19 protein-coding genes are annotated in these 23160 nt (G+C 42.8%); 11 read left to right on the top strand and 8 right to left on the bottom strand.

The window, feature by feature from the left end; all coding sequences use genetic code 11:
• Positions 1-68: 68 nt before the first annotated feature.
• Positions 69-1073, bottom strand: coding sequence for an RsmB/NOP family class I SAM-dependent RNA methyltransferase (locus tag RM347_RS27975; protein WP_322721419.1), 1005 nt, complete (start codon positions 1071-1073; stop codon positions 69-71).
• Between the two features lie 259 nt (positions 1074-1332).
• Between RM347_RS27975 and RM347_RS27970 the strand changes: the two genes are divergently transcribed.
• From RM347_RS27970 to RM347_RS27960, 3 genes are all read left to right on the top strand, one after another.
• Positions 1333-2751, top strand: a complete 1419-nt coding sequence (locus RM347_RS27970; protein WP_322721418.1) for a DUF2157 domain-containing protein — start codon at positions 1333-1335, stop codon at positions 2749-2751.
• Positions 2752-2928: 177 nt separating this feature from the next.
• A complete protein-coding gene (locus RM347_RS27965; protein WP_322721417.1) occupies positions 2929-3639 on the top strand; it encodes a GDYXXLXY domain-containing protein in 711 nt (236 codons plus the stop codon).
• An 833-nt stretch (positions 3640-4472) separates the two neighbouring features.
• Positions 4473-5843, top strand: a complete 1371-nt coding sequence (locus RM347_RS27960; protein ID WP_322721416.1) for a hypothetical protein — start codon at positions 4473-4475, stop codon at positions 5841-5843.
• Between the two features lie 188 nt (positions 5844-6031).
• Here the strand turns inward: RM347_RS27960 and RM347_RS27955 are convergent, their stop codons facing one another.
• Together RM347_RS27955 and RM347_RS27950 are read right to left on the bottom strand one after the other, a co-directional pair.
• On the bottom strand, positions 6032-6166 hold the full coding sequence (locus RM347_RS27955; protein WP_322721415.1) for a hypothetical protein: 135 nt from the start codon (positions 6164-6166) through the stop codon (positions 6032-6034).
• A 25-nt stretch (positions 6167-6191) separates the two neighbouring features.
• Entirely contained in the window at positions 6192-6599 is a 408-nt protein-coding gene (locus RM347_RS27950; RefSeq protein ID WP_322721433.1) for a universal stress protein, read from the bottom strand.
• An 89-nt stretch (positions 6600-6688) separates the two neighbouring features.
• On the opposite strand from RM347_RS27950, the gene RM347_RS27945 reads away from it, so the two are divergent.
• From RM347_RS27945 to RM347_RS27935, 3 genes are all read left to right on the top strand, one after another.
• Positions 6689-7891, top strand: a complete 1203-nt coding sequence (locus RM347_RS27945; protein ID WP_322721413.1) for a phosphoglycerate kinase — start codon at positions 6689-6691, stop codon at positions 7889-7891.
• Between the two features lie 66 nt (positions 7892-7957).
• Positions 7958-8575 carry an NUDIX hydrolase gene (locus tag RM347_RS27940; protein WP_322721412.1) on the top strand — a complete coding sequence of 206 codons (618 nt, stop codon included), beginning with the start codon at positions 7958-7960 and terminating at the stop codon, positions 8573-8575.
• Between the two features lie 187 nt (positions 8576-8762).
• Positions 8763-9626, top strand: coding sequence for a TauD/TfdA dioxygenase family protein (locus RM347_RS27935; RefSeq protein ID WP_322721411.1), 864 nt, complete (start codon positions 8763-8765; stop codon positions 9624-9626).
• A 74-nt stretch (positions 9627-9700) separates the two neighbouring features.
• Here the strand turns inward: RM347_RS27935 and RM347_RS27930 are convergent, their stop codons facing one another.
• Positions 9701-11863 carry a serine/threonine-protein kinase gene (locus RM347_RS27930; protein WP_322721410.1) on the bottom strand — a complete coding sequence of 721 codons (2163 nt, stop codon included), beginning with the start codon at positions 11861-11863 and terminating at the stop codon, positions 9701-9703.
• 57 nt (positions 11864-11920) lie between these two features.
• On the bottom strand, positions 11921-13621 hold the full coding sequence (locus tag RM347_RS27925) for a serine/threonine-protein kinase (protein WP_322721409.1): 1701 nt from the start codon (positions 13619-13621) through the stop codon (positions 11921-11923).
• Positions 13622-13831: 210 nt separating this feature from the next.
• Between RM347_RS27925 and RM347_RS27920 the strand changes: the two genes are divergently transcribed.
• Positions 13832-15346: a phenylacetate--CoA ligase family protein gene (locus RM347_RS27920; RefSeq protein ID WP_322721408.1), complete on the top strand. Its 1515-nt coding sequence runs from the start codon at positions 13832-13834 to the stop codon at positions 15344-15346.
• 39 nt (positions 15347-15385) lie between these two features.
• Here the strand turns inward: RM347_RS27920 and RM347_RS27915 are convergent, their stop codons facing one another.
• Complete coding sequence (locus RM347_RS27915) at positions 15386-16024, bottom strand: transposase (RefSeq protein ID WP_322721407.1); 639 nt, start codon at positions 16022-16024, stop codon at positions 15386-15388.
• 25 nt (positions 16025-16049) lie between these two features.
• Here RM347_RS27915 and RM347_RS27910 point away from each other — a divergent pair, with 25 nt between their 5' ends.
• On the top strand, positions 16050-16217 hold the full coding sequence (locus RM347_RS27910) for a hypothetical protein (RefSeq protein ID WP_322721406.1): 168 nt from the start codon (positions 16050-16052) through the stop codon (positions 16215-16217).
• A gap of 144 nt (positions 16218-16361) precedes the next feature.
• On the opposite strand, the gene RM347_RS27905 is transcribed toward RM347_RS27910, so the two are convergent.
• Positions 16362-19727 carry a HEAT repeat domain-containing protein gene (locus RM347_RS27905; protein ID WP_322721405.1) on the bottom strand — a complete coding sequence of 1122 codons (3366 nt, stop codon included), beginning with the start codon at positions 19725-19727 and terminating at the stop codon, positions 16362-16364.
• 154 nt (positions 19728-19881) lie between these two features.
• Between RM347_RS27905 and RM347_RS27900 the strand changes: the two genes are divergently transcribed.
• Positions 19882-20166 carry a hypothetical protein gene (locus RM347_RS27900; RefSeq protein ID WP_322721403.1) on the top strand — a complete coding sequence of 95 codons (285 nt, stop codon included), beginning with the start codon at positions 19882-19884 and terminating at the stop codon, positions 20164-20166.
• Positions 20167-20888: 722 nt separating this feature from the next.
• Complete coding sequence (locus tag RM347_RS27895; protein WP_322721402.1) at positions 20889-21281, top strand: hypothetical protein; 393 nt, start codon at positions 20889-20891, stop codon at positions 21279-21281.
• An 87-nt stretch (positions 21282-21368) separates the two neighbouring features.
• Here RM347_RS27895 and RM347_RS27890 read toward each other — a convergent pair whose 3' ends face one another.
• Positions 21369-21953, bottom strand: a complete 585-nt coding sequence (locus tag RM347_RS27890; RefSeq protein ID WP_322721401.1) for a Uma2 family endonuclease — start codon at positions 21951-21953, stop codon at positions 21369-21371.
• Positions 21954-22106: 153 nt separating this feature from the next.
• Between RM347_RS27890 and fni the strand changes: the two genes are divergently transcribed.
• Positions 22107-23156, top strand: a complete 1050-nt coding sequence (fni, locus tag RM347_RS27885; protein WP_322721400.1) for a type 2 isopentenyl-diphosphate Delta-isomerase — start codon at positions 22107-22109, stop codon at positions 23154-23156.
• The last annotated feature ends 4 nt before the right edge of the window (positions 23157-23160 follow it).

The following is a 23160-nucleotide window of genomic DNA, read 5'->3' as shown; positions in this document are numbered from 1 at the left end:
ACTCGAAGGGCATCTGACAAATCTCTATCTTCGCACAACCCAGTACTGCTGGGTCATTTTGCCATTTCTTATCCCAATTTGAAAGCAGTTGTTGAATTGGTATGACTTGACCTTTTCAGATTTTGGTAGATAAACAGTGAAGATATTGTATTTAAATCTACTTCTTTAGGCTCATCTTCATCCTCATTAGTATTTTTAAATAGTACTGTAAATGCACCAGCACCTAACCTATCTTGAGGAAACATCCGATAACAAGGTATTGTAGTTAAATGGGATTGATAATTGGCTAAATTACTAATTTCTATTGCCTGAAACTGGGGAAAGCGTTCCAAAAACCATTCACAAACTTGCTCATTTTCTTCGGGTGAATACGTGCAAGTCATATAAGCAAGATAGCCTTGTGGTGAAACAATTTTAGCAGAGTTAGCTATAATGCGCTTTTGCCGATTTGCACTCTTATTAATAGCAGTTGGGTGAAAACATCCGGGTGCTTTTTCACCTTTAGCAAGTAAAGATTGTCCAGTACAAGGAGCATCTACTATTACTAGATTGCTAGAGCAGGAAAACATTTCGGCAAATATACTCGAATCTCTATTAACCACTGCACTAGGGCTGATCTGACAACGCTTCAAATTAGAAATTAGCATTCCTAGACGTTTGCCAATTACTTCATTACTAATTAGTAAGTCAGGTTGTAAAGCTTTCCAAGCGAAGATACTTTTACCTCCTGGTGCAGCACACATATCAAAAACTAAATGCGCTGGCTCAGGAATAGCTAACAAAGTAGTAGCAGCAAACACAGAAGAAAAATCTAAACAATAAAAATATCCCTTTTGATGCAAGGGATGCTGACCGGGTTTTTGTCCCAGAGATAAGCGGTCTATAAATTGTGGTTGCCAATAAGTTGGGGTTTCCACTGCCAAAGGTGAAGTTTCTGGCTTTTCTTGACACCAAAGAATACTGGGTGAAAAAGGCAGAGGATTCATTAAAGCCTCGATAAATTTTTCTTGCTCATCTAGATTAGTGAACAAACGCCGCGAGACTTTAAGTAATAAATTAGAAGGTTTTTCCACGTGGATAATGAATTATAAATTACGTTAGCGTAGCGTTAGCGAGTCCGCGTACCCCTACGGGGAAGCAAGCTACGCTTTTAGCGTCTCTTCGAGAGCGTCATTAGAAATTACCAATTACGAATTAGTCTGTTGTATCAGCATCGAAATCAAACTGTTACACAAGAACAATGTAATTAAGGCTTTTGGCTTCATACTCAAAATATAATGACCGCCATTGGGATCGCAATGGCCAAGCTACCCCACTGCACCGGAGAAGGTCATGTTATTAGATAGTTTTCCGCAAAAATTACGCAAAGAAGCACAACTATGGAGGGATGAAGGATTAATTAGTTCTTCGCTGTATGAGCAAATAGCAGAACGTTATCAATTTAAAAACCTGGAAGCTGCTGCACGCGATCGCAATAAAGCGATCGCGATCGCTATAGGCAGCATCCTTTTGTGCTTAGGCATTATTACTTTTGTATCAGGAAACTGGCAGGGAGGATCGCGAGAAGTCAAATTTATTCTAATGATGAGTTTGTTTTTTGCGATCGCAATCACTGGTTTTTATAACTGGAGACAACCTGAAGGGAAGAAGCCAGAACGAAGCAAACGCTTACTGGGAGAAGGGTTGCTAATTTTAAGTGCCTTCATTTTCGGTGCAAATTTACTGCTAATGGCCCAGATGTTCAATATTGCCGGTTCAACTTCCCAACTGTTTCTCGCCTGGGGGTTGGGTGTTGTGGTGATGGCCTTCAGTTTGTCCTTAAATTCTTTAGGAATTCTGTCAATTGCCCTGGTGGAAATCGGGTATTGGACTGGACTAGAAGACTTGTGGTACGCTTCAGGTGAGTTAACTTGGTCGCGGCTAGTGGTGCAGCATATGCCTCTGTTGGCATGGCTGGTGTTTGTACCCTTAGCCTACTTCTGCCGATCGCGTTGGATTTTTGGTCTAGCAGCCTTTGTTTTTGCTAGTTCTTTACAAGCCAACCTCAATCCTCTGCCACTGCTGAATTATGCTGATATCGCCCCTTGGGTGGCATCTTTTGCTTTTGCACTCCCACCTGCATTATTCTGGAGTTATGATGACTTGCTGTTTCCAACCATAAATTACAGGTTGTTTCAATCCCTGGCCCGTAATTTAGCATTGGTAAGCTTTGGCGTTGTCTTTTATGTTCTGTCTTTTCGTTGGGTTTGGGAATCTCCAGATTATGGCTATAATCAGCCAACGAATTTGACAAACTTATTCGAGTCTCTGCCGATCATCGATTTGGGAATTCTCAGTGGCTTGGCAGTATTGCAATGGTTGTTTCTACTGCGTCAAAGAAATAACCCTCCGCGCCGCGAAGTGATTTTCACGACTGCTGTTATTGGTACCTTTCTTGTCTTTATTACCCTAGTACCTTTTTGGCATCAAACTATCAGCCGGATTGATGAACTTGGTGTTTTTATTTTCAATGTACTTATAGCAACATTAGCCTGGGGACTAATTCAAGAAGGATTGAAATTAAGCAACAGAAGTTCTTTTTGGGGCGGTATGTTGTTAGTAACACTGCAAATTATCAGTCGGGTGCAAGAGTATGATACCGATTTACTTTTCAAGTCCCTAGTCTTTGTTTTGTGCGGTTCTGCTTTAATTAGCGCTGGACTCTGGTTTGAACGCCGCTTACCTGGTGGTAGCTCTACAAGTAAAAAGTAGTGCAAATTTTAGATTTTGACTTTTAAATTTTGGATTCAATAAAAAATCTAAAATCTAAAATCTAAAATCTAAAATTCTGAAATCTCTGTGCGTCAAAGTTTTTAAAGTTTCTCTGCGTCAGTCCTAATCTGGTTACTTTTGACCTCCTCATTACCTCTGCTTTTTAGGACTACGCTCATGACTAATAGTTCTTCTGAATCTAAAAATAAACCCTTGTCTCCTGAAGCCGAATTCTCTAGTAAGGTGACTTTTCGGGATTACTTGATTGCTAGTGAACAAAAATCGAATAAGTCTTTGCCTTTTTGGCGGTTACTAGCTCCCCTGGCGCTACAAACAGGGCTAATTATGGCAGTACCAGCCCAAGCCCTTTATACAGACGTGACAGGTAAGACGGTGATTTTGCAAACCGTACCTGTAGACCCTAACAATGTGCTAGAAGGTAACACTCTAGCGTTAGATTACAACATATCCCGCACCGCAAATTTGAGTAGACTGCCCGGTTGGCAAACATTAGTTAGCAAAGGTCGGGGAAGTGGCAGAAGATTGCCTGAAGGAACCAACATTTATGTGACTTTGCAAGAGCAACTATCCTCTGGTCGCGGTGTTCCTAGAGCTTGGAGACCGTTGCGAGTGAGTAGCGATCGCCCCACAACTCTTAGAGCCAATCAGGTAGCCTTAAAAGGTGTTTATGAGGATGGCTCTGTTAACTACGGTTTGGAAACATATTACATCCCAGAAAACCAACGGCAGCAGATTAGGAACGACTTGCAAGCCCAACGTGCCCGCAGAGGACAAGTACCACCCATTGTGGTGAAGGCGAAAGTAGATCCACAGGGTAAAGCAGTGCCAGTTAGCATGTGGGTGCGCGATCGCAATTATCGCTTTTAAGCTGTTAAGCAAAGCGTGTAAACATGCAAAGTTTGTTTCCAAAATTCTGAGCGCCGACTTCCAGCACTCAGAATTTTCTGTTTGTCATTTGTAAATACAAATGACAAACAGGAAAAGTGAATCTTAATGCTAGTACTTAGAACCATTCGTGAGAGGTTAAGGTAATTGCACTAATATATCGAGGTGCACTCCAAGGGGGCAAATCCAAATTGTAGAATGGCTTTCACAAAGCTTTGGCTCTCCCAGAAATATTTATTTAATAAGTTAATTTTAATACTGGAAGACGAGTTAACCCTTTTAGTATTGAGTTGACTCTAAGTTAAGGTTGCACTTAAAGAACCTTCAACTTGTCATGTACAATCGCCTGAACCGAGGGTTACAAAGCATCCAGAATTTTATAACCCGCAAATTGGCTTATTACGCGAACTGTGAGATGAAAATATAAAGGATAGATAAAAAACAGTACTCTTATATACATTTTCCAGCAATAAACATGAAGATCCTGCAAAGATTTGTATGAGATTATATAAATCTAAGTAAATTTCCGCTATGTAAGTACTATCAGCTTATAAGCTGCTTACTGTTTTCAAGTGTCGAATAACACATTGTTTTTTGTCATTAACATCCATAGAGGTCGTTGGGATCACGACAAAGAATTCGTTAATCAATACTTATCAAGTCTGAAACTTTCTAGTTCTGACTCTATGAAATTCTGATCGAAGAAAGCCTGATCTCAGAGTTCTCTGTGAATTCTGACTTAAAGAATTCTTATTCAAAGAGCAAGACTGTCAGGGGTTAAAACTCTATCACACTCAATTGAGGAAAGTTATATTATGCCCAGACTAATTGTTTCTTTTCCCCCATTCTTAGGCACTTCTGGTTCCGATCTAGTGGTGGGTCAAGAGGATAATGCATTCCTAGCAATTGGAATTGAGGTTCTAAAAAACGGAGTCATCGATACTAGAGGAGGTAACGACACTATCAAGGGTAGTGCCACTGGTGGCGACGAAGATTTCTCCAGCAGTGAGGGCGCAGGCACTGGCGCAGGCACTGGCACAGGCATTGCTAACAGTGGCATCATCAATGCAGGGAAAGGAGATGATACTATCTCTGGCACAGGCACTGACGGTTTCGAGTATCTAAGCTTTGCACCTGGTATAGGTATCTCTAACACTCAAGGCGGCTACATTAATGGAGGAGACGGAAAAGATTTGATCTCCGGAACCGGAAACAGAGGCAACGATTTTTTAAGAGGCTTTGCTAAAGGCATCAATAATACTCAGGATAGCCACATTGATGGAGGAAAAGGGGACGACTCTATCAAGGGAACTGGAAATGGACGAGGTGGAGGTGCTGGTGTAGGAATCTTCAACAGTGGTGGCAGCGATATTAATGGGGGAGAAGGGAAGGACTCCATCTCCGGAACTGGAACTATTTATAATATTGGAGGAGATGGTACAGGCATCTTCAACAGTGATGGTAGCGTTATTAGTGGAGGGAAAGGAAACGATTCTATTACTGGTATCGGCAAGGGCGGTGAGGCGTTAGCATCGCCCGATAGGCTTAATACCCCTCCAGGTAACGGTATAGGCATCTCTAACAGTAAGGGTAGCACGATCAGTGGAGGGCAGGGAAACGACTTAATCTCTGGCACAGGCACCGGCGGTAGAGGGGACTATGGTACCCCTTTTGGAGATTATGAACCCGGTGTAGGTACAGGCATTCTTAACAGTGGCAGCATCAGTTTAGGCGATGGCAAGGATACCCTTGTCGGTACTGGCATTAGTAAAGGCATAGGTATTGTTAATACTAATGGCATTATCTGTGGAGGGGCAGGAGATGATACCCTTACTGGGTATGGTAGCAGCATTGGCATCCAAGGTGGCACAATTGATGGCGGAAGCGGTAACGATTACTTTAAAGCCCGTCGAATTGATGATAGCGGTAAACCGATTTCAGACCAAGGGGGCGCTATTGCCAATGTCTTGCTTAAAGGTGGATGTGGAGCCGACACATTTGATGTTGGTTACGGTAATGCCACAATCAATGGTGGATCGGGATGGGACAAACTAATTCTGTCTGATTTAAAAAGTGATTACACCATTCTAGGCAACTCCAATAATTACACCATTAAACGTGATGAGTTCACCCTTAATGTCTTGAATGTTGAGGAAATCGCCTTTTTTGGCGCTGCTCCACTGTAAATTGTGTTTGAGATTCCTGATCAGTAGACTGTGCTTTGGGTTTTGATCGGATCAGGGAGAGGTATCTAAAACAATAAACCTTTAATTAGGTATACAGACGAATGGCACTAAGAAAAGCGCAAATCCTTAATCTGCCTGACTTTTGGGTGTAAGGGTTGCACAGTGAAGAATTAAAAACCAAATAATACTTACAAATCAACTACTTCCTCTACACTCCCACAGCCAGAATAAGCAAGGGTTTCACCTTTTCTTCGTGACATTCGTCCTTTTGCGCTCTTTTTTAATGGCGATCGCACTACAAATTTACCAGTATTCAATAACACACTGGCTCCTGGGCACTGACCACTGCTAAGGCACAATCAACACTGGGCAAGGGGAAAGGTTAATCACACGAGTGGTAACGCTATCATCCGCTCCCTCTTCAGTCAAACCTAGCCCCCGACAGCCCATGATAATTAAATCTGCCCCGATTTCATCAGCGACATCGCAGATAGTAAAAGCTGGTTTGCCTTGTCTTTCCAGGGTTTCGGATTGAATTCCTTGCCCAGAAAATAAAGATTGGGCATTTTCTAGCAGTTTGGCAACTACCTCTGGTAACACCATCGGATCGGCGCTAGGCGCGTCTGGAGGTGGTTCTTCTACCACAGATAGCAGCACCAACCGACTGCCGTACTTTTTGACTACGTTGGTAACAACGTCAGCAGCTTCCCGCGTTTCCCGGCTTTGATCGATAGGAAATAGTACTGTCTTAAATATATCTGTCACTTGGGCACCCCTGACTCCGGTAAAATCTTGATGGTTCTACTTTCAAAACAATAACAAAAAGGCAATCAGGAGAGTTTGGTGTGTCCAAAAAAAGTTTAGCAAGTTTATCTTCGGCTGATATATCTGGAAAACGTGCCTTAGTGCGGGTTGACTTTAATGTGCCTGTGGACGATCAAGGCAACATTACCGACGATACTCGCATTCGCGCCGCTTTACCAACCATCAAAGATTTGACGCAGAAGGGAGCTAAGGTCATTCTCGCCAGCCATTTTGGTCGTCCCAAGGGTGTAGATGACAAATTACGCCTAACTCCCGTTGCCAAGCGTCTCTCGGAGTTACTAGGGCAAGAAGTCGTTAAAACTGATGACTCCATTGGCGATGAAGTTGCAGCTAAAGTTGGCGCGTTGCAAAATGGCCAAGTGCTGTTACTGGAAAATGTCCGTTTTTATCCAGAAGAAGAGAAAAATGACCCAGAATTTGCGAAAAAATTGGCAGCTAATGCTGATTTCTATGTAAATGATGCTTTTGGTACTGCACACCGCGCCCATGCTTCTACTGAAGGTGTGACTAAATTCCTCAGCCCTTCTGTGGCTGGATATTTGGTTGAGAAGGAATTGCAATATCTGCAAAACGCCATCGAAAATCCCCAACGTCCTTTGGCAGCAATTATTGGTGGTTCCAAAGTTTCCAGTAAAATTGGCGTGATTGAAACGTTGCTGGAGAAGTGCGACAAGCTGATCATTGGCGGTGGGATGATTTTCACGTTCTACAAAGCCCGTGGTTTGAATGTCGGTAAGTCGTTGGTGGAAGAAGACAAGCTAGAACTAGCGAAGTCTTTGGAAGCTAAGGCTAAAGAACGGGGCGTTGCTTTATTGCTGCCCACAGATGTTGTATTAGCAGATAACTTTGCCCCTGATGCCAATTCTCAAACCGTTAGCATTGAGAATATCCCAGATGGTTGGATGGGTTTGGATATTGGGCCAGACTCGGTGAAGTTTTTCCAAGAAGCCCTTGCAGATACCAAAACGGTAATTTGGAACGGGCCAATGGGTGTGTTTGAGTTTGATAAGTTTGCGGCAGGTACAGAAGCGATCGCTCATACCCTCGCCGAAATTGGTAAAACTGGCACAACTACCATCATTGGCGGCGGTGACTCAGTAGCGGCTGTGGAAAAGGTTGGTTTAGCTGACCAAATGAGCCATATCTCCACCGGCGGCGGCGCTAGCTTGGAGTTACTTGAAGGCAAGGTATTGCCTGGAATTGCAGCTTTAGATGATGCTTAATAGCCATCTTTAGAATTATGTAGAGACGTTACATGTAACGTCTCTACATTAAATAGAGGAAAAACTGTGGAAACTCAATGGCTGGAATGGGCGCAAAAGTTACAAGCGATAGCTCAAAATGGTTTGACTTATTCTGAAGGCCCTTTTGACATTGAACGCTATAAACAATTACGAGCGATCGCCACGGAAATTATGGCGACTTACTCAAATGTAGAACACAGCTATGTCCTCGATTTATTTAGCCGTGAACTAGGATATGCAACTCCTAAAGTTGATGTGCGAGGAGCAATTTTTTGTGATGATACTATATTGTTAGTCAAGGAAAGAGCTGACGGCTGCTGGACTTTACCTGGTGGATGGGCTGATGTTGGCGAGTCGCCCAGTCAGGTAGTTGTGAAAGAAGTATATGAAGAATCTGGATATCAAGCACGCGCTATCAAATTACTAGCAGTCTTTGACAGAAACAAACAGGGACATCCACCATTGCCGTTTTATGTCTATAAGCTGTTTTTTCACTGTGAAATTATCGGTGGTTCTCCATCATCAAGTATTGAAACTGAAGAAGTAGGCTTTTTTCCTGAAGATGCGTTACCAGAACTTTCTCTCGGACGTGTGACACCTACGCAAATTACCCAGCTTTTTCAACATTACCGCAATCCAGATTTACCCACAGACTTTGATTAGTAGCCGTTTCGATATTTAATATACTTGGTTATAAATTTGCGAGTGTACCAGAGTTTAGCTTATGGAATAAACCGTAGTACAACATTTTTGACTTGCCAACTTTCTTAGGTAAGATACTACTAGATCAATTTCCTCTCTACACTAATTGACTATATAGTTTGCTTGCTCCAAAAACAATTGCATAACAATGACTCCAATAACTAAACATCAACCAAGACTCGGAGTTGAAGTCCTGCGGTGTTGCAATCTTAGCGACCTCACAAATCTAGAGTCGCGTGAATTAAAGGAATCACTCTGGGAACATGGCGTTGTAGTCGTCAGACAGCAACAGATGACTGCACAACAATTAAAAGAATTTGCCAAGCAGACCTTTGGCGATTTTATGTTTGGCGGCCCTCCGAAAACATTAGATCCTGAGATTAGTCCAGATTTACAAAGCCAAGATGTCTATATATTGGGCAATCCTAAAGGGCCGGTTGCCGATCCAGCCGGGAAATATGCATGGCAATGGCATCATGATAAAGATGGTCTCCCCCGTGCAGAGGGACTGGATATGAACGCACTATATGTTGTGATGCTTTATGGAATACAAGTGCCGGAAGGTGTAGATGGGCAACCTCACACTACTGAGTTCCTCGATATGGTGGAAGCGTACAATAACCTAGATCCTCAACATCAGCAGCAGTTAGAGCAGATGTCGATGTATCACTCACCACCAATGTTTTCTAAAAAACCCAATGTAGATACTGATATACCGAAGAAACTGCATCCCATTGTGTCCACTCACAAAGTCACTGGTAAAAAGGGATTATATTTAGGTTCGGACACTGCGATCGCAGTTGGTATGGAAGATCGACCAGAGGAAGCAAAACGTTTCTGGGAGGATTTGTTTGCGACTGTTCTAGACTGCACGCCAGTCTACTCCCATGTTTGGCAGCCAGGAGATATTATTTTTTGGGACAACTCACAAGTGATGCACAGAGGTAGACCCTATGATGCAACGAAATACCAGCGAATTGCGTTGCGTTTAGGGGTTGTGGACAAGGGATAATTTGAGGCAGGGGAGGCAGGGGAAGCAGGGGGAGAATTTTGGAAGTTAATCATTCCGCAACTATGCAACGTCCTTTACTGAGGTGCTGTCTCTGGCGTTGGTGTCGTCGTAGGAGTGGGGGTTTCTGTGGGAGTTGGCGTTGGCGTGGGGGTTTCTGTGGGCGTGGGCGTGGGTGTTGGCGTGGGTGTTTCCGTGGGCGTTGGTGTTGGTGTTGGTGATGGGGGAGGGGTGGAATTTTCCGCTGTAATGCTGAGTTGATAATCTACTGGTTTCGATGCTGTGGAAACCACAACAAACTCGTAAAATCCGTTTTCTGGTAATTTAGTTGACAAACTACGCTGGGTAGAATCTTCTAAAAATTGGATTTTGCCAGAGGGGGAATAGACTGATAACAAGACTTGGGAATTTGCTTGTAGTTTCAATTCCATAGATTGATTTTTAGCAAGTCCAGCAATGAATACTTTGCCACCACCAGCTTGAAGAGTACCGCTGACTGTTTTGCCAGTAGCGCCCGGATCAAAGACAAGTTTTTGGAAAGCGCTACCGGCGAGGATAGCACTGAGTTTATCGCTAACAAATCCGTACCAAACTTGTCCAATCGGCTGATCTCGAAAATCTTTACCTCGCTGTTCAGGAAATACACCTAAAAAAGCAGCATCTCCCAAATCAAACAAAGAACGACTACCAACGTTGATTTTGTTGACTTCTACTTTCCAGCGATCGCGTTCAGCAGTTGTGTAACTTCCCAGTTGTCGGCGTGTATTTGAACTCAATGGTGCAAGTTTTTCCAGCAATTCTGAGGCTGTTTTATCCCATTCTGCCCGCAAACCCTCATCTTCAGAGCTATCACTGAGAGTGCGTCCTCGTAAACTGGGATTTCTATCCCAAAAAACTTGATTCACCAAGTTCACGTAGAAGTTAGAGTTAATACCCAACTGTTGACGGCGATCGCTTAATCTTTCTTTGCGTTCCCTTTCTGCTGGTGAATATTGCGCTAAAGGATCGGTCGGTTGCTCACTGGTTGGAATTGGTCTGGCTGTAGGATCGGGTTTGACTTCCCCCACATCTCGACTGCTATTGACTCCCCACCAAATCAATCCAATCGTACTAAATGCTACCGCCGCCACAAGGAAGGTTTTTGTTGGTGTCCACCAGCTTGTGGGTTGAGGGGATGGAGGAGATGAGGGGTATGAGGGTGATGGAGGAGGTGGAGAGACGGCGACAGTGGCGGATGTTGGTTCTGGTGCTGTGGGATATTGAGTTGGGGGAAAGTTAGCTGGGGGTGGGTTGATAGCTTGGAGTACTTGACGGGCTGATTGATAGCGATCGCTTGGTCTGGCAGATAACATTTTATCTAATACCTGTGCCAAAGTTTGACTCAGGCTTACTTCCCGTTGCCACTGCCAGGTGAGATTATAGGTATCAATTAATTCTTGAGGTTGTTTTCCTGTTAGTAAAACCAGCATTGTTGCGGCCATTGCATACAAGTCGCTGTGGGGAGATACTAACCCAGTCTGCATCTGTTCTGGGGGAGCAAATCCTACCTTACCTAATAGGGTTGGTGATGGGGAAGATGCAACTACGCCAGGTTGGTAATATTGGGAAGCAACCGTTGCTACTACTTGTTTTACACCACCAAAATCAATTAATACTGGTAGTTTGTCAACAGTGCGAAGCATTAAGTTATCTGGAGAAATATCTCGATGAATAACGCCTATGGAGTGGATATACTCCAACACTGGCAAAATTTGCTGCAACAATTGGCGGACTTCCGCCTCTGTAAAGCGCAAACCCTGCTGTAACCGGGCATTTAACAACGAGTTGTATGTTTCCCCTTCTACATAATCTTGCACCAAAAACAGATATTCTTTCCCCCCTAAGTTCATCCGAAGCAGTTCCCGGAAACGAGGAATTTGGGGATGTTGCAGTTTATAAAGAACACTAGCTTCTCTCTCAAACAGTTCTTCAGCTTTTTGGACAACGTAAGCGGTTTGAACTTGGGGGGAAAATTCTTTTAAAACACAAAGTTCGCGGAAACGATTGACATCTTCAGCTAAATAAGTGCGTCCAAAGCCACCCTGGCCAATTTGACGCACAATTACATAGCGATCGCCTAAAGTTAGTCCTGGTTGGATACCATAACTCATGGGCGTACCCAACAAATTTTCACCACACTGGAGACAAAAGCGACTACCTGGGGAATTTTCATGTCCTTTAGAACAATATATTTTAGTCATTTGTTATTTGTCATTTGTCATTTGTTATTAATTACTCTTCCCCAGTCTCCAGTGCCGTTACTTGCCAGATTGTACTTTACTGACTTGATCATCTGCGATCGCATACCAAATTTGACCAAAAGTCTTTTGATTCAGTTTCCCACGCTCCTGATCGGGAAACAACCGATCAAATTTTTCATTTGTGTCTTTGGTCAGCCGATCAATTGTATAGTTCCCCAACTGCCCCGATCGCGCTTGTTGTCTCCATATTGCATAATCTTTTTGACTATAGTTCCCCAATTTGCGACGAGATGCTGTACTGAGGTTAGCCTGTTCTAGTTTATCCAATAAATCGTCAGCGATACCAGACCATTCATCTCGTAAACCAGCATCTTCAGGTTTAGATGTCAGGCTACGTCCCTTTAATTCTGGTTTTTTTGTATAAAATAAATTATCTACAAATGGAGTAAAAAATCCTTCAGTAATTTCTAGCTCTTGACGACGATTGATAATTTCCTGGAGACCGCTGTTTTTTCCTTTGTCACTGACTGGTTTTCCAATCGGATTTGGGAACTGTGGAATTTGCGGTAATGATATTGATGGAATAGTGATTGAAGTTACACTCCGGATGACCGCATTTACCACCGCCCAAGCACCTGCGCCACTTAAGACAACTAAAGCCGTTCCGCCGAGACTCATCACAAAAGGGCGAATCCAAACGGGCAAAGTTCTCGGTTTAGCAATTGCTTGCGTTTTGTTTTGGAATCTACTCATCACAGCACTGGCGCGTTGTCTTCCCGGAGCTACTACCATTGTCTTAATCTTGGTAGTAATATAATTACCTGGGGATTTAGTCGCAGTTGACGATGGTAAATCTTTGAGGATCTGCTCGGCTCGTTGGTAGCGATCGCTCGGTTTATAAGCCAGCATCTTTTTTAATACCGCTTCCAGTTGGGGACTAACTCGAATTTCCTTTCCCCATCCCCAAATTCCCTGGTAGCTGTCGTATAATTTTTGCGGTTCTTGTCCTGTGAGCAACACTAGTGATGTCACCGCTAAAGAATATAAATCACTACTAAAAAATGCTTTTCCCTGCCGTAGCTGTTCTTCTGGGGCGTAGCCCTTTTTACCCAGCAAAGTGTTATTTTCCGCTAACTTAGTCCGCCAAAAACCTTGAGAAGCTGGCAATTGTTTGACACCACCAAAATCAATTAGCACTGGCAGATTATCAGAACGCCGCCAAATCAAATTATCGGGAGAGATATCACGGTGAACTACATCTCGCGAGTGGATGTAGGATAATACGGGTAAAATCTGTTGCAGTAGGGTGATTACTTCCTCTTCACTGAAAGTCTTTCCTTGACTCTCACGCTGTTCTAATAATTGGTAGTAATTGTCACCATCTACATAATCTTGCACTAGAAAGAAAAAATCTTTAGTGCCTATCTTCACTTGTAGCGAGGCGTGAAAACGCGGAATTTGTGGATGCTGGAGTTTTTTCAGAACATTGGCTTCTCGCTCAAATAACTCTTTCGCTTTTTGTAAATCTTGATGTTCTTGTACTTGGGGTGCAAATTCCTTCAGCACACATGTTTGATGGGATTTATTTATATCCTCCGCCAAATAGGTGCGTCCAAAGCCGCCCTGCCCTAATTGACGGATAATTTGATAGCGATTATCCACAACCTGTCCCACAGCAAGAGGTAATGGCTCACCACAATGGGTACAAAAGCGGTTACTACCATTATTTGTGTGTTGTTTACTGCAATAGAGCTGCATGGTGCTGAAGGATAAATAAAGGTTTTATTGAATGACTACAACGCGCATACCCTCATTTTCGGATATCTTACCAAACGTTAGGAGCGGAGTGTTCCTATATTAAATCTCTGTTGCTAAGAATCTCTGGGGTTTTGGGGGTATTAGATAACAGCTAAAATACTGGCAGCAAGTAACGGTGTTGGTTCTACTTCAGGATAAACAACAAGCGTCATGAACCGCAAATCAAGACAGCAGCAAGTAATTAAAGCATTTGAAGATTTTTTGTCTACCCCCCTAGAAACTCTACTACAACGGCATCTCAACACTCAAACTTCAACAGCTTTGAGTTTATTTCACGATGTGGCGGCTAATATACCTGCCTACAAGGCTTTTTTAGCAGAAAGGGAAATTAATCCCGCGACTATCCAAACCTTGGAGGATTTTCAGAAACTCCCAGCGATCGCTAAACAAAATTATATCCTGCGTTATCCCTTAGCTGACTTGTGCCGCAACGGACAACTAGAAGCGTGCGACATGATAGCTGCTTCATCAGGTTCTAGTGGTAAACCGACATTTTGGCCTCGTTTTTTCACAGATGAACTCCAAATCGCCACACGCTTTGAACAGATTTTTCACGATAGTTTTTATTCAGATACTAGACGTACCCTAGCTGTGATTTGTTTCACTTTGGGCACTTGGGTAGGTGGAATGTTTACTACTAATTGCTGTCGTTATCTTGCTAGCAAAGGTTATCCCATCACCGTAATTACTCCTGGTAACAATAAAGAAGAAATATTGCGAGTTGTGCAGGAACTTGGTTCCACTTTTGAACAAGTGGTGTTATTGGGATACCCGCCATTTTTAAAAGATGTGATTGATACTGGTATCGCCCGTGGTGTGGAGTGGCAGCAATATCAGATTAAATTAGTGATGGCGGGAGAAGTATTTAGTGAAGAATGGCGGAGTTTAGTTGGTGAAAGAGTTGGCTCACAAAATCCTTGCTATGATTTTGCATCACTTTACGGCACTGCGGATGCAGGAGTTTTGGGTAATGAAACACCGTTAAGTATCTGCATTCGCCGTTTTTTGGCAGAAAATCCCGATGCCGCTAGAGCTTTATTTGGGGAATCGCGTTTACCCACGCTGGTACAATACGATCCCTTCACTCGCTTTTTTGAAGTTCACGATGGCGGATTGTTATTTTCGGGGGATAACGGCATTCCTTTAGTGCGTTATGACATTTTAGATACTGGCGGAATAATTAGTTATGATGCCATGCTGCAATTTTTAGCAGAATGGGGATTTAACCCGCTCGAAAATCTGCGTTTTAACACTCAAGAATTACCTAGAGGTATTCATCAACTACCTTTCGTTTATGTATTCGGTCGTTCTAACTTTACAGTTTCCTACTTTGGCGCAAATATCTATCCCGAAAATGTAACGGTGGGATTAGAACAACCAGGAATTCAAGAATGGGTGACGGGTAAGTTTGTGTTGCAGGTGAAGGAAGATGCTGACAAAAATCGATTTTTATCTGTGGTTGTGGAGTTAGGAGCAGGGGTAGAGGGTAGTGAAGAGCGAAGACTTGCGATCGCATCTTCTATTCTTTCACAACTGCTACGTTTAAATAGCGAGTTTGCTAATTATGTTCCCGCAGAATATCAAACGCCACAGGTTACGTTAGCGCCAATGGGTGATTTTGAATATTTTCCTATTGGGGTGAAACATCGTTATACGCGTCAATAATGATGAATCAAACACAAGAAGACGCGATGAATCGCGTCTCTACAAGGGGGGATGGGGTGGTTGTTCGCGATCGCGTTCCCAATTGATTGGGTTATTGATAATATATTGTCTAATGCGATCGCGGGCGAATTCATTACGAATGATGTTGTCATGAAACCTTTCTTGCCATCCAAAACCTTCATATATTTGATTAATTTCAAATGAACATCGTCCCTTGTACCACCTAATAATTTTAGAAAGGGAATTTTTAGACAACATCGGATTAAATAACCCAGTAACCCCGCCCCGTTCACCATCCCCCTGTTGACTTGTAGAGACGCGATGAATCGCGTCTTCTTCCTGTGTTAGTGGATTCATCACGTCTCCTTCTCGTATTTGATTAATAACCAAAATCCCATGAATATGATTAGGCATGACGCAAAACGAATCTATCTGACAATTAGAAAAATGATTAGGAATCTCGTACCACAATTTATGAGCAATTTCTCCAATTGGCGATCGCTGCATTTCACCCTGTACAACCTCACCAAAAAAGCATTTTTTCCCGTCGGTGCAAATAGTAATGAAATATCCGGCATTGCTGGCATAACTCCACGCTGGTAAACGTGTTGAATCAATTCGATATTTACCTTTGTATTTAGGTTTGTCGTTTTTTGGTTGAGGCTCATCATTATTCATGATTACATCTTTTATACAAAAATTTATGCAATTATTGCTTTGCATTGATGTAATTGCCAACCCAAAAAACTCAGAATTATTCGCGCTATGTAAATGTGGGAAAGAAAGAAAGACGCGATTCATCGCGTCTCTACAAGGGGCGATCGTTTTTGCGATCGCATTCCCATTCTGTTCACAATATCTGTTTTATTAGGGGCGTCGCATTCCCTGGATTGCGGAAATATCGGACGCGATAGATTTACCAGACGCTTACGAGATGTGATGAATCGCGTCTTTACAAGGGATTGCTGCTTCTACATTTCGCTTATGTTTTGGCTGGAGGAAGTATTTTTCTTTCTTACTCTCGATCTTTCACTTTCTCTTGTTGATGCCAAGCTTGATAAAAAGCTGGATAGTGCATACTTTGGGCGCACTTCCAGATAACTTTGTAGCAATTATCAAATCGCTTAAAGTCATTTTTGTAAGTTTCAGGTGATAAGTAATCCTTCAATACGGTGACAACACTCGGCATCTGTTCCTCTGACAGAATTTTCCCTAAGCTTTCTGCCGCTAGCCATCTATCATCCAGTAGTGGTTTGCCGATTTCCACCAAAGCATCAATCACTTTTTGGTTGCCAGGGTCAATTTCCCCTAAGCTTTCTGCCGCTTGCCTTCGGGCAGAATCATCCAGTTGTGGTTTGCCGATTAACTCCACCAAAGCAGCGATCGCTTTTTCGTTGCCAGGGTCAATTTTCCCTAAGCTTTCTGCCGCCTCCCTTCGGGTATAATCATCCAGTTGTGGATTGCCGATTAACTCCACCAAAGCAGCGATCGCTTTTTCGTTGCCAGGGTCAATTTTCCCTAGGTTTGATGCCGCTAGCGTTCGGGTAAAATCATCCAGTTGTGGTTTGCCGATTAACTCCACCAAAGCAGCGATCGCTTCTTCGTTGCCAGAGCCAATTTTCCCTAGGTTTGATGCCGCTAGCGTTCGGGTAGAATCATCCAGTTGTGGTTTGCCGATTAACTCCACCAAAGCAGCGATCGCTTCTTCGTTGCCAGGGTCAATTTTCCCTAGGTTTGATGCCGCTTCCCTTCGGGTAAAATCATACAGTTGTGGATTGCCGATTAACTCCACCAAAGCAGCGACCGCTTTTTCGTTGCCAGGGTCAATTTTCCCTAAGCTTTCTGCCACTTGGATTCGGGTAGAATCATCCAGTTGTGGATTGCCGATTAACTCCACCAAAACAGCGATCGCTTTTTCGTTGCCAGGGTCAATTTTCCCTAAGCTTTCTGCCGCTTGGATTCGGGTAGAATCATCCAGTTGTGGATTGCCGATTAACTCCACCAAAACAGCGATCGCTTCTTTGTTGCCAGAGCCGATTTTCTCTAAGATTGCTACCGGTACCCTTCGGATAAAATCATCCAGTTGTGGATTGCCGATTAACTCCACCAAAGCAGCTATCACTATTTGGTTGCCTGGGTCAATTTTCTCTAAGCTATATGCCGCTTGCATTCGGGTAAAATCATTCAGTTGTGGATTGCCGATTAACTCCACCAAAGCAGCGATCGCTTTTATGCGATTTGTCTGAGGCAGTGCTGTCTTTGCTCCCTCTGCGATTGGTCTGAGAAATTCTACCCCCTTGTTTTGTTCAACCTTAAACTCGCCAAAGTGCCATTTAACTATTTCCGCCACAATAGCATCTGCGTTACAAGAATTTTTCCACTCATCAAGCGCCGCAGCAGCGAGAAAATAAGCGCGAAACTCATAAAATCCCCTTCTGACTCTATCAATAGCTCTGTATTCTCCGCACCCATCATCAAATTCCAGCAGCACCTGAATAAACTCTTCCTTCTCCTTCCTCCCCACATCCTCACGTCCCAACCACAGCAAAATCACTTCTTTCCACTGCGGAGCAAAAATGCGATAAACACCTAGCGCAGGGTTGTCGGGAACATGATTCAGAAACTCGTCGCAATCATCGATCGCCAACGCTGCAAAATATTCCTCAAATGTGGGATGGTAAAAAGCGTAAACTTTCTCTTTCGTTGCTGATTCCGCAGCCAGCCCAACTTCATTTAGCCATCCCAACTTTAACGCTAACGAAAATAAAGAATTTTGCTGTTTTGCATCACCTAGTTCCTCACGCACAAACTTATGTCGTAGCCGAAACCGTGACGTTTCTTGATCGATTGCCCGTTTTGCCAAACGTCCCAACGCAGCGTTTAATTCCTCTTGCTGCTCTTCTGTGGTAGGGAAGCGGTTTTGTTTCCACTTGTAAAACTCTTCCACAAACTGCTGATAAAGTCCGGCTTTAGTTTCCGGTAAACCTTTATCAGAACCTTGCCAAGTGCTACACAACAGCGCTAACCGCAAAGGATTTTTAACTAAATCTTGGATGCGCTGACGTTCAGGTTTATCTAATTCCTGCCATAATCTTTCGTCTTTGTCTGCATCCTTGTTGTGAAACCAACGCCCAATAAACTCTTGCACTTGTTGCGGATATTCAAAATTGAGTAACCGATACGTCTCAAAATTTTCTAAAGCGTTGGCGTTTGCTTCCCAAACATTCACTCGACAAGTCAGCGCAACCCGCGCATTTTTCACCCATCCCGTCAATTGCTGGGAAATCTCAGTTAATGGTTGGGGTGAAGACATTTCATCTGCTGCATCCAACAACAACCACACACGATTATTCTTGAATAAATCTGCAAAAGCGTTTTCCTGTTCTTCTGTTACACGCACGACTTCTAAAGCATTCTTCAGCCAATCTTGCAGCAGATAATTTTCTACACTCTTTCCTTGCAAGTCTGCCAAAGAAATCCAAATTGGTAAACCCAGATTCTTCTTTAATATCCAAAAAGCTATAGTTTGCAACTGAGTAGTTTTGCCCGCACCCGGTTCCCCAATTAAAGCGATGCGGTGTCCTTGAGTTTTACCAACACCATCACGGATAATTTGCTCTAAAAAAGCCTCATGTTCAAATCGCTGCTTCTCTTCATAACTCGGTTCGTAAAGTCGTGAACCTTGTTCTGCGGAAATATCCTCACTGCACTTCTTCGGTTTGTTACGCTCCACCAATGCTAAAGGTACATGAATTTCCTTTAACTCAAATTTCATCTCATCATCAGCAAACAGCAACTCATTTGTGGTGAGACGCTTGTGCTTTTCCAGCATAGCGCCGCAGATTTCTTGCCAATCGAAGCTATTATCTGTTGTTTCTACCTGGGATATTTCTTTTAAATTTGTCTTTTGGTATTCTTTCCACTTCTGTTTAACTACCTCCAGATTATCTTTTATCGTTGCCGTCTGATGTTTTAGCGTCAGGGTAAATTTCCAATAACCTTGACTTTTTGTAGATTTTTGGTCTTCTCGCACTCCCAACTTTTTCAACCAGTCGAGTGCAGTTTGAAGCTCGTCTAATTCTCTTTTTTCCTGAGAAACGTTAAGTTGTGCTTTTTGCCAGGGAAGTTTTAAAGTTTTGCCAGCATCTTTAATCTGGTTGAGTAAATATTCCTTCTTTGTACCAACTTCAGTTGTTTTGCTTCTGTTTCCTCTTGTCTGTTCGCTTTTATATCCGGTAATTCGCAGCTTATCAGCATTCCAGACAACGCAAAGTGGAAGTTTTGACTCACAATCTTGCTCTACCGACAGTTGCAGCAATGCTTCTACCAGACTGATTACATTCTCTAAAGCTGATTCATCTCCACGAATATTTCTTGACATCAGTCAAATAATTTTTAATTACCCAAACAAACAAGCTTCCCCAAACCGCAAAACCTGATGATACAAGCATTATAGACGTTGCGTGGGGGATGTGTCTGGGGAAATACCCAAAAAAATAATTGACCTTGTAAGCCTAAAAACAAGGTGAATTCTGATGTCAGCTAAAAAACGTGGTCAAAGTGCAAGACAAAGAGCGATGTCTACGAGGGCCACTGAGCGCAGCCGAAGTGCGGGCTACGCCTACGCTTTCTTGCTAATTTTAGAAACAATGTTAATTGGCGTAAATGCCGAAAACCTCATTCAGCAAGGAGACTCACCAATCGAGGTTTTAATCTGGATCGTTAAAGAGTCGATCTCACTTGTGAAACAAGCTAGCAGTTTGCAAGAAAAACAGAAAAAGAGCCTGTTACCCAGACATCGCCGTTCTGAGGAGCAATAGTATCATAAGCCCCTCTTTGCAAGCAAAAAGGGGCTGTGGCTATATTGGTTGTTACAGGAATCCGGTTTAATTGCATGAAAAAATCTAATACCAATTTAATTAATGATTGCAATACATCCTTGGTTTAAGACGCGATGAATCGCGTCTCTACAATATGGTCTATTTGTGACACGTTTTTCGATTGCGTGCAATTCGGTTTGCATCGGGTTTTTTGATCAAAATTAGACGCGATGAATCGCGTCTCTACAATATGATCTATTTGTGACACGTTTCTCGATTGCGTGCAATTCGGTTCGCATCGGGTTTTTTGATCAAAATTAACGCTTTGTAGAGACGGCGATTTATCGCGTCTCTCTTGTTCGTCCACAACACGAGCTTATTCGTTCAGAACACAAGCTCATTCGTTCAGAACACAAGCTCATTCGTTCAGAACACAAGCTTATTCGTTCAGAACACGAGCTTATTCGTTCAGAACACGAGCTTATTCGTTCAGAACACGAGCTTATTCGTTCAGAACACGAGCTTATTCGTTCAGAACACGAGCCTATTCGTCCAGAACACGAGCTTATTCGTTCAGAACACAAGTTTATTGTCGTGTAATTACTGAGCTAGTAATCCAATCTTATTACAAAAAACACCTTTTTTTGCAAGTTTTACTGAACCACTATATTGTGCCATTGAGACACTCTAGAAAGATAAAGTTTAGTAAAAAGTCTGCATTGATGCCACGCCAAAAAAGAACCTCTCCCGTGCTAGAAAAAACCGAACAGAGAGTAATCGGATTTAAATCGATTAATTCCAGCCTCGACTTTGGTGATTCGATCAGCTTAAACCATTTAACCCAGTTAACCGGGCAACTCCGCAACCAGATTGATGAGTATAATATGATGCTAACTGCCATTGATTCAGCAAAGGCAAACATAGAAACCCTTGAAAAGACAATTCGGGAAACCTCAGAGCGCTTAGTCAGTGGTGTGGCATTGAAGTATGGCAAAGACAGCCGGGAATACGAGATGACAGGCGGGGTACGCAAGAGCGATCGCATTCGTAAAGCCACCATCACACGTTTAAAATCCACCGCAGACTCAAAAGCGGCTTCTACACAGACGGCGTAATGAGCAACAAGTAGGCATCATTCACTGTGAATGATGCCCATGTTTTGCGTAGGCGTAGCCCGCCGCAGGCATTGCAGGATCGCAGTTTTATTCCTCAATCAACTCAAAATCAACTCGCTCATAAATATCACGCAAGGTAATTTGAAATTCGATAGAATTTAAAACTAAAACTGCATCTTCACCTTCATATTCTTTAAAAATCCATTGACCTTCTGCTTGCTTTGCAAATTGTTCCACAGCAAAACTATACTGGTCAATCATAATATATTCTTGAAAACCAGGAATTGAACGATAATATTTAAACTTATCTGTTTTGTCATAATTTTTAGTTGAATTTGATAAGACTTCAACAATTAATAAGGGATTAGTAATAGTTGTTGTACCTGTTCCCTCATAAATAGGCTTACCTTTGATGACTATAATATCAGGATAAGTATAGAGGCGATACAGGGGTATCCATACTTTAATATGGCTTATGTAGATGTCATAATCTTGTGCTTGCACTGTTAAAGGGAATTTTCGACAAAAATTTCCGGCAATTTTATTGTGATTAGTTGTCTCTCCTATTATTGGTATAATTTCTCCATCTTTGTATTCATTTTTATATTCAGCCTTCTCTTCTAATTCCAAATATTCTTCTGGGGTATAGCGTTGTTCTGTTTGTAAAACCATATTAATTAACTCATAAAATTAGGGAATGGATATGTTATCAATAGCGTAACGTACCCTAAACATAGGGAAAATAAATATTTTTGTTATACAAATACGGTTGCAGACAATGTAACAATAGCGATCGCAAGCAAATACTTTTAGCCATATCCACCAGTGAACGCCCCTACCAATATCTCTGCACAAACCCAGAATCGCAAAGCCGATCACATTCGGATCTGTTTAGAGGAAGATGTTCAGTCTCATCAAATCACCAATGGACTGGAACGTTATCGTTTCACCCATTCTTGCTTACCCGAACTTAACCACAACGATATTGATATCAGTACAACTTTCCTGGAGAAACACCTTGACGCACCCTTGTTAATTTCTTCCATGACTGGGGGAACAGAACAAGCCGCAATCATTAACCAACGTTTAGCCCAAGTCGCGCAACACTACAAAATTGCAATGGGTGTCGGTTCCCAGCGCGTAGCAGTAGAAAAACCCCAGGTAGCTGATACTTTTGCTGTTCGCAAGTATGCCCCCGATGTTCTCTTATTTGCGAACTTGGGCGCTGTGCAACTTAACTATAAGTACGGTTTAGATGAATGTTTGCGGGTAGTTGATATCTTAGAGGCTGATGCCCTGATTTTACACATTAACCCTCTACAAGAGTGCATTCAACCCAAAGGTGATACTAATTTCCGGGGGTTGCTTGACAAGATATCTGAATTGTGCGGCAAACTGCCAGTACCAGTGATTGCAAAGGAAGTTGGTAACGGCATTTCAGCAGCGATCGCCAACAAACTAATCGCCGCCGGAGTAGCAGCAATTGATGTGGCGGGTGCGGGGGGTACTTCTTGGGCAAAGGTAGAAAGCGAACGGGCAGAAAATCCCTTACAACGTCGCTTAGGGAAGACTTTTGCCGATTGGGGTTTACCAACGGCAGAGTGCATTACAACTATTAGAGCGATCGCTCCAGATGTGCCCTTAATTGCTTCGGGAGGTTTGCGTCATGGATTGGATATTGCAGCTGCGATCGCCTTGGGAGCAGATATAGCTGGTTTAGCAATGCCTTTCCTGCAAGCAGCAGCAACATCAGAGACAGCAGTTGCGGAACTTGCTGAAGTATTAATCGCCGAAATCACCACAGTCTTATTTTGCACTGGCAACGCCACCTTGTATCAGTTAAAGCACTCTGGTAGTTTACAGCGCATAGAATAAGTAA

This window comes from Nostoc sp. ChiQUE02, assembly GCF_034531305.2.
In the GTDB taxonomy this organism is placed as follows: domain Bacteria; phylum Cyanobacteriota; class Cyanobacteriia; order Cyanobacteriales; family Nostocaceae; genus Nostoc.
This window is presented reverse-complemented; position numbering and strand designations above follow the sequence as displayed.

Bases quoted from the DNA above. Each gene is read 5' to 3' on its own strand.
- RM347_RS27970 (WP_322721418.1), top strand. From the start codon at position 1,333: ATGTTATTAGATAGTTTTCCGCAAAAATTACGCAAAGAAGCACAACTA.
- RM347_RS27965 (WP_322721417.1), top strand. From the start codon at position 2,929: ATGACTAATAGTTCTTCTGAATCTAAAAATAAACCCTTGTCTCCTGAA.
- RM347_RS27960 (WP_322721416.1), top strand. From the start codon at position 4,473: ATGCCCAGACTAATTGTTTCTTTTCCCCCATTCTTAGGCACTTCTGGT.
- RM347_RS27935 (WP_322721411.1), top strand. From the start codon at position 8,763: ATGACTCCAATAACTAAACATCAACCAAGACTCGGAGTTGAAGTCCTG.
- RM347_RS27930 (WP_322721410.1), bottom strand. From the start codon at position 11,863: ATGACTAAAATATATTGTTCTAAAGGACATGAAAATTCCCCAGGTAGT.
- RM347_RS27925 (WP_322721409.1), bottom strand. From the start codon at position 13,621: ATGCAGCTCTATTGCAGTAAACAACACACAAATAATGGTAGTAACCGC.
- RM347_RS27920 (WP_322721408.1), top strand. From the start codon at position 13,832: ATGAACCGCAAATCAAGACAGCAGCAAGTAATTAAAGCATTTGAAGAT.
- RM347_RS27915 (WP_322721407.1), bottom strand. From the start codon at position 16,024: ATGAATAATGATGAGCCTCAACCAAAAAACGACAAACCTAAATACAAA.
- RM347_RS27910 (WP_322721406.1), top strand. From the start codon at position 16,050: ATGCAATTATTGCTTTGCATTGATGTAATTGCCAACCCAAAAAACTCA.
- RM347_RS27905 (WP_322721405.1), bottom strand. From the start codon at position 19,727: ATGTCAAGAAATATTCGTGGAGATGAATCAGCTTTAGAGAATGTAATC.
- RM347_RS27900 (WP_322721403.1), top strand. From the start codon at position 19,882: ATGTCAGCTAAAAAACGTGGTCAAAGTGCAAGACAAAGAGCGATGTCT.
- RM347_RS27895 (WP_322721402.1), top strand. From the start codon at position 20,889: ATGCCACGCCAAAAAAGAACCTCTCCCGTGCTAGAAAAAACCGAACAG.
- RM347_RS27890 (WP_322721401.1), bottom strand. From the start codon at position 21,953: ATGGTTTTACAAACAGAACAACGCTATACCCCAGAAGAATATTTGGAA.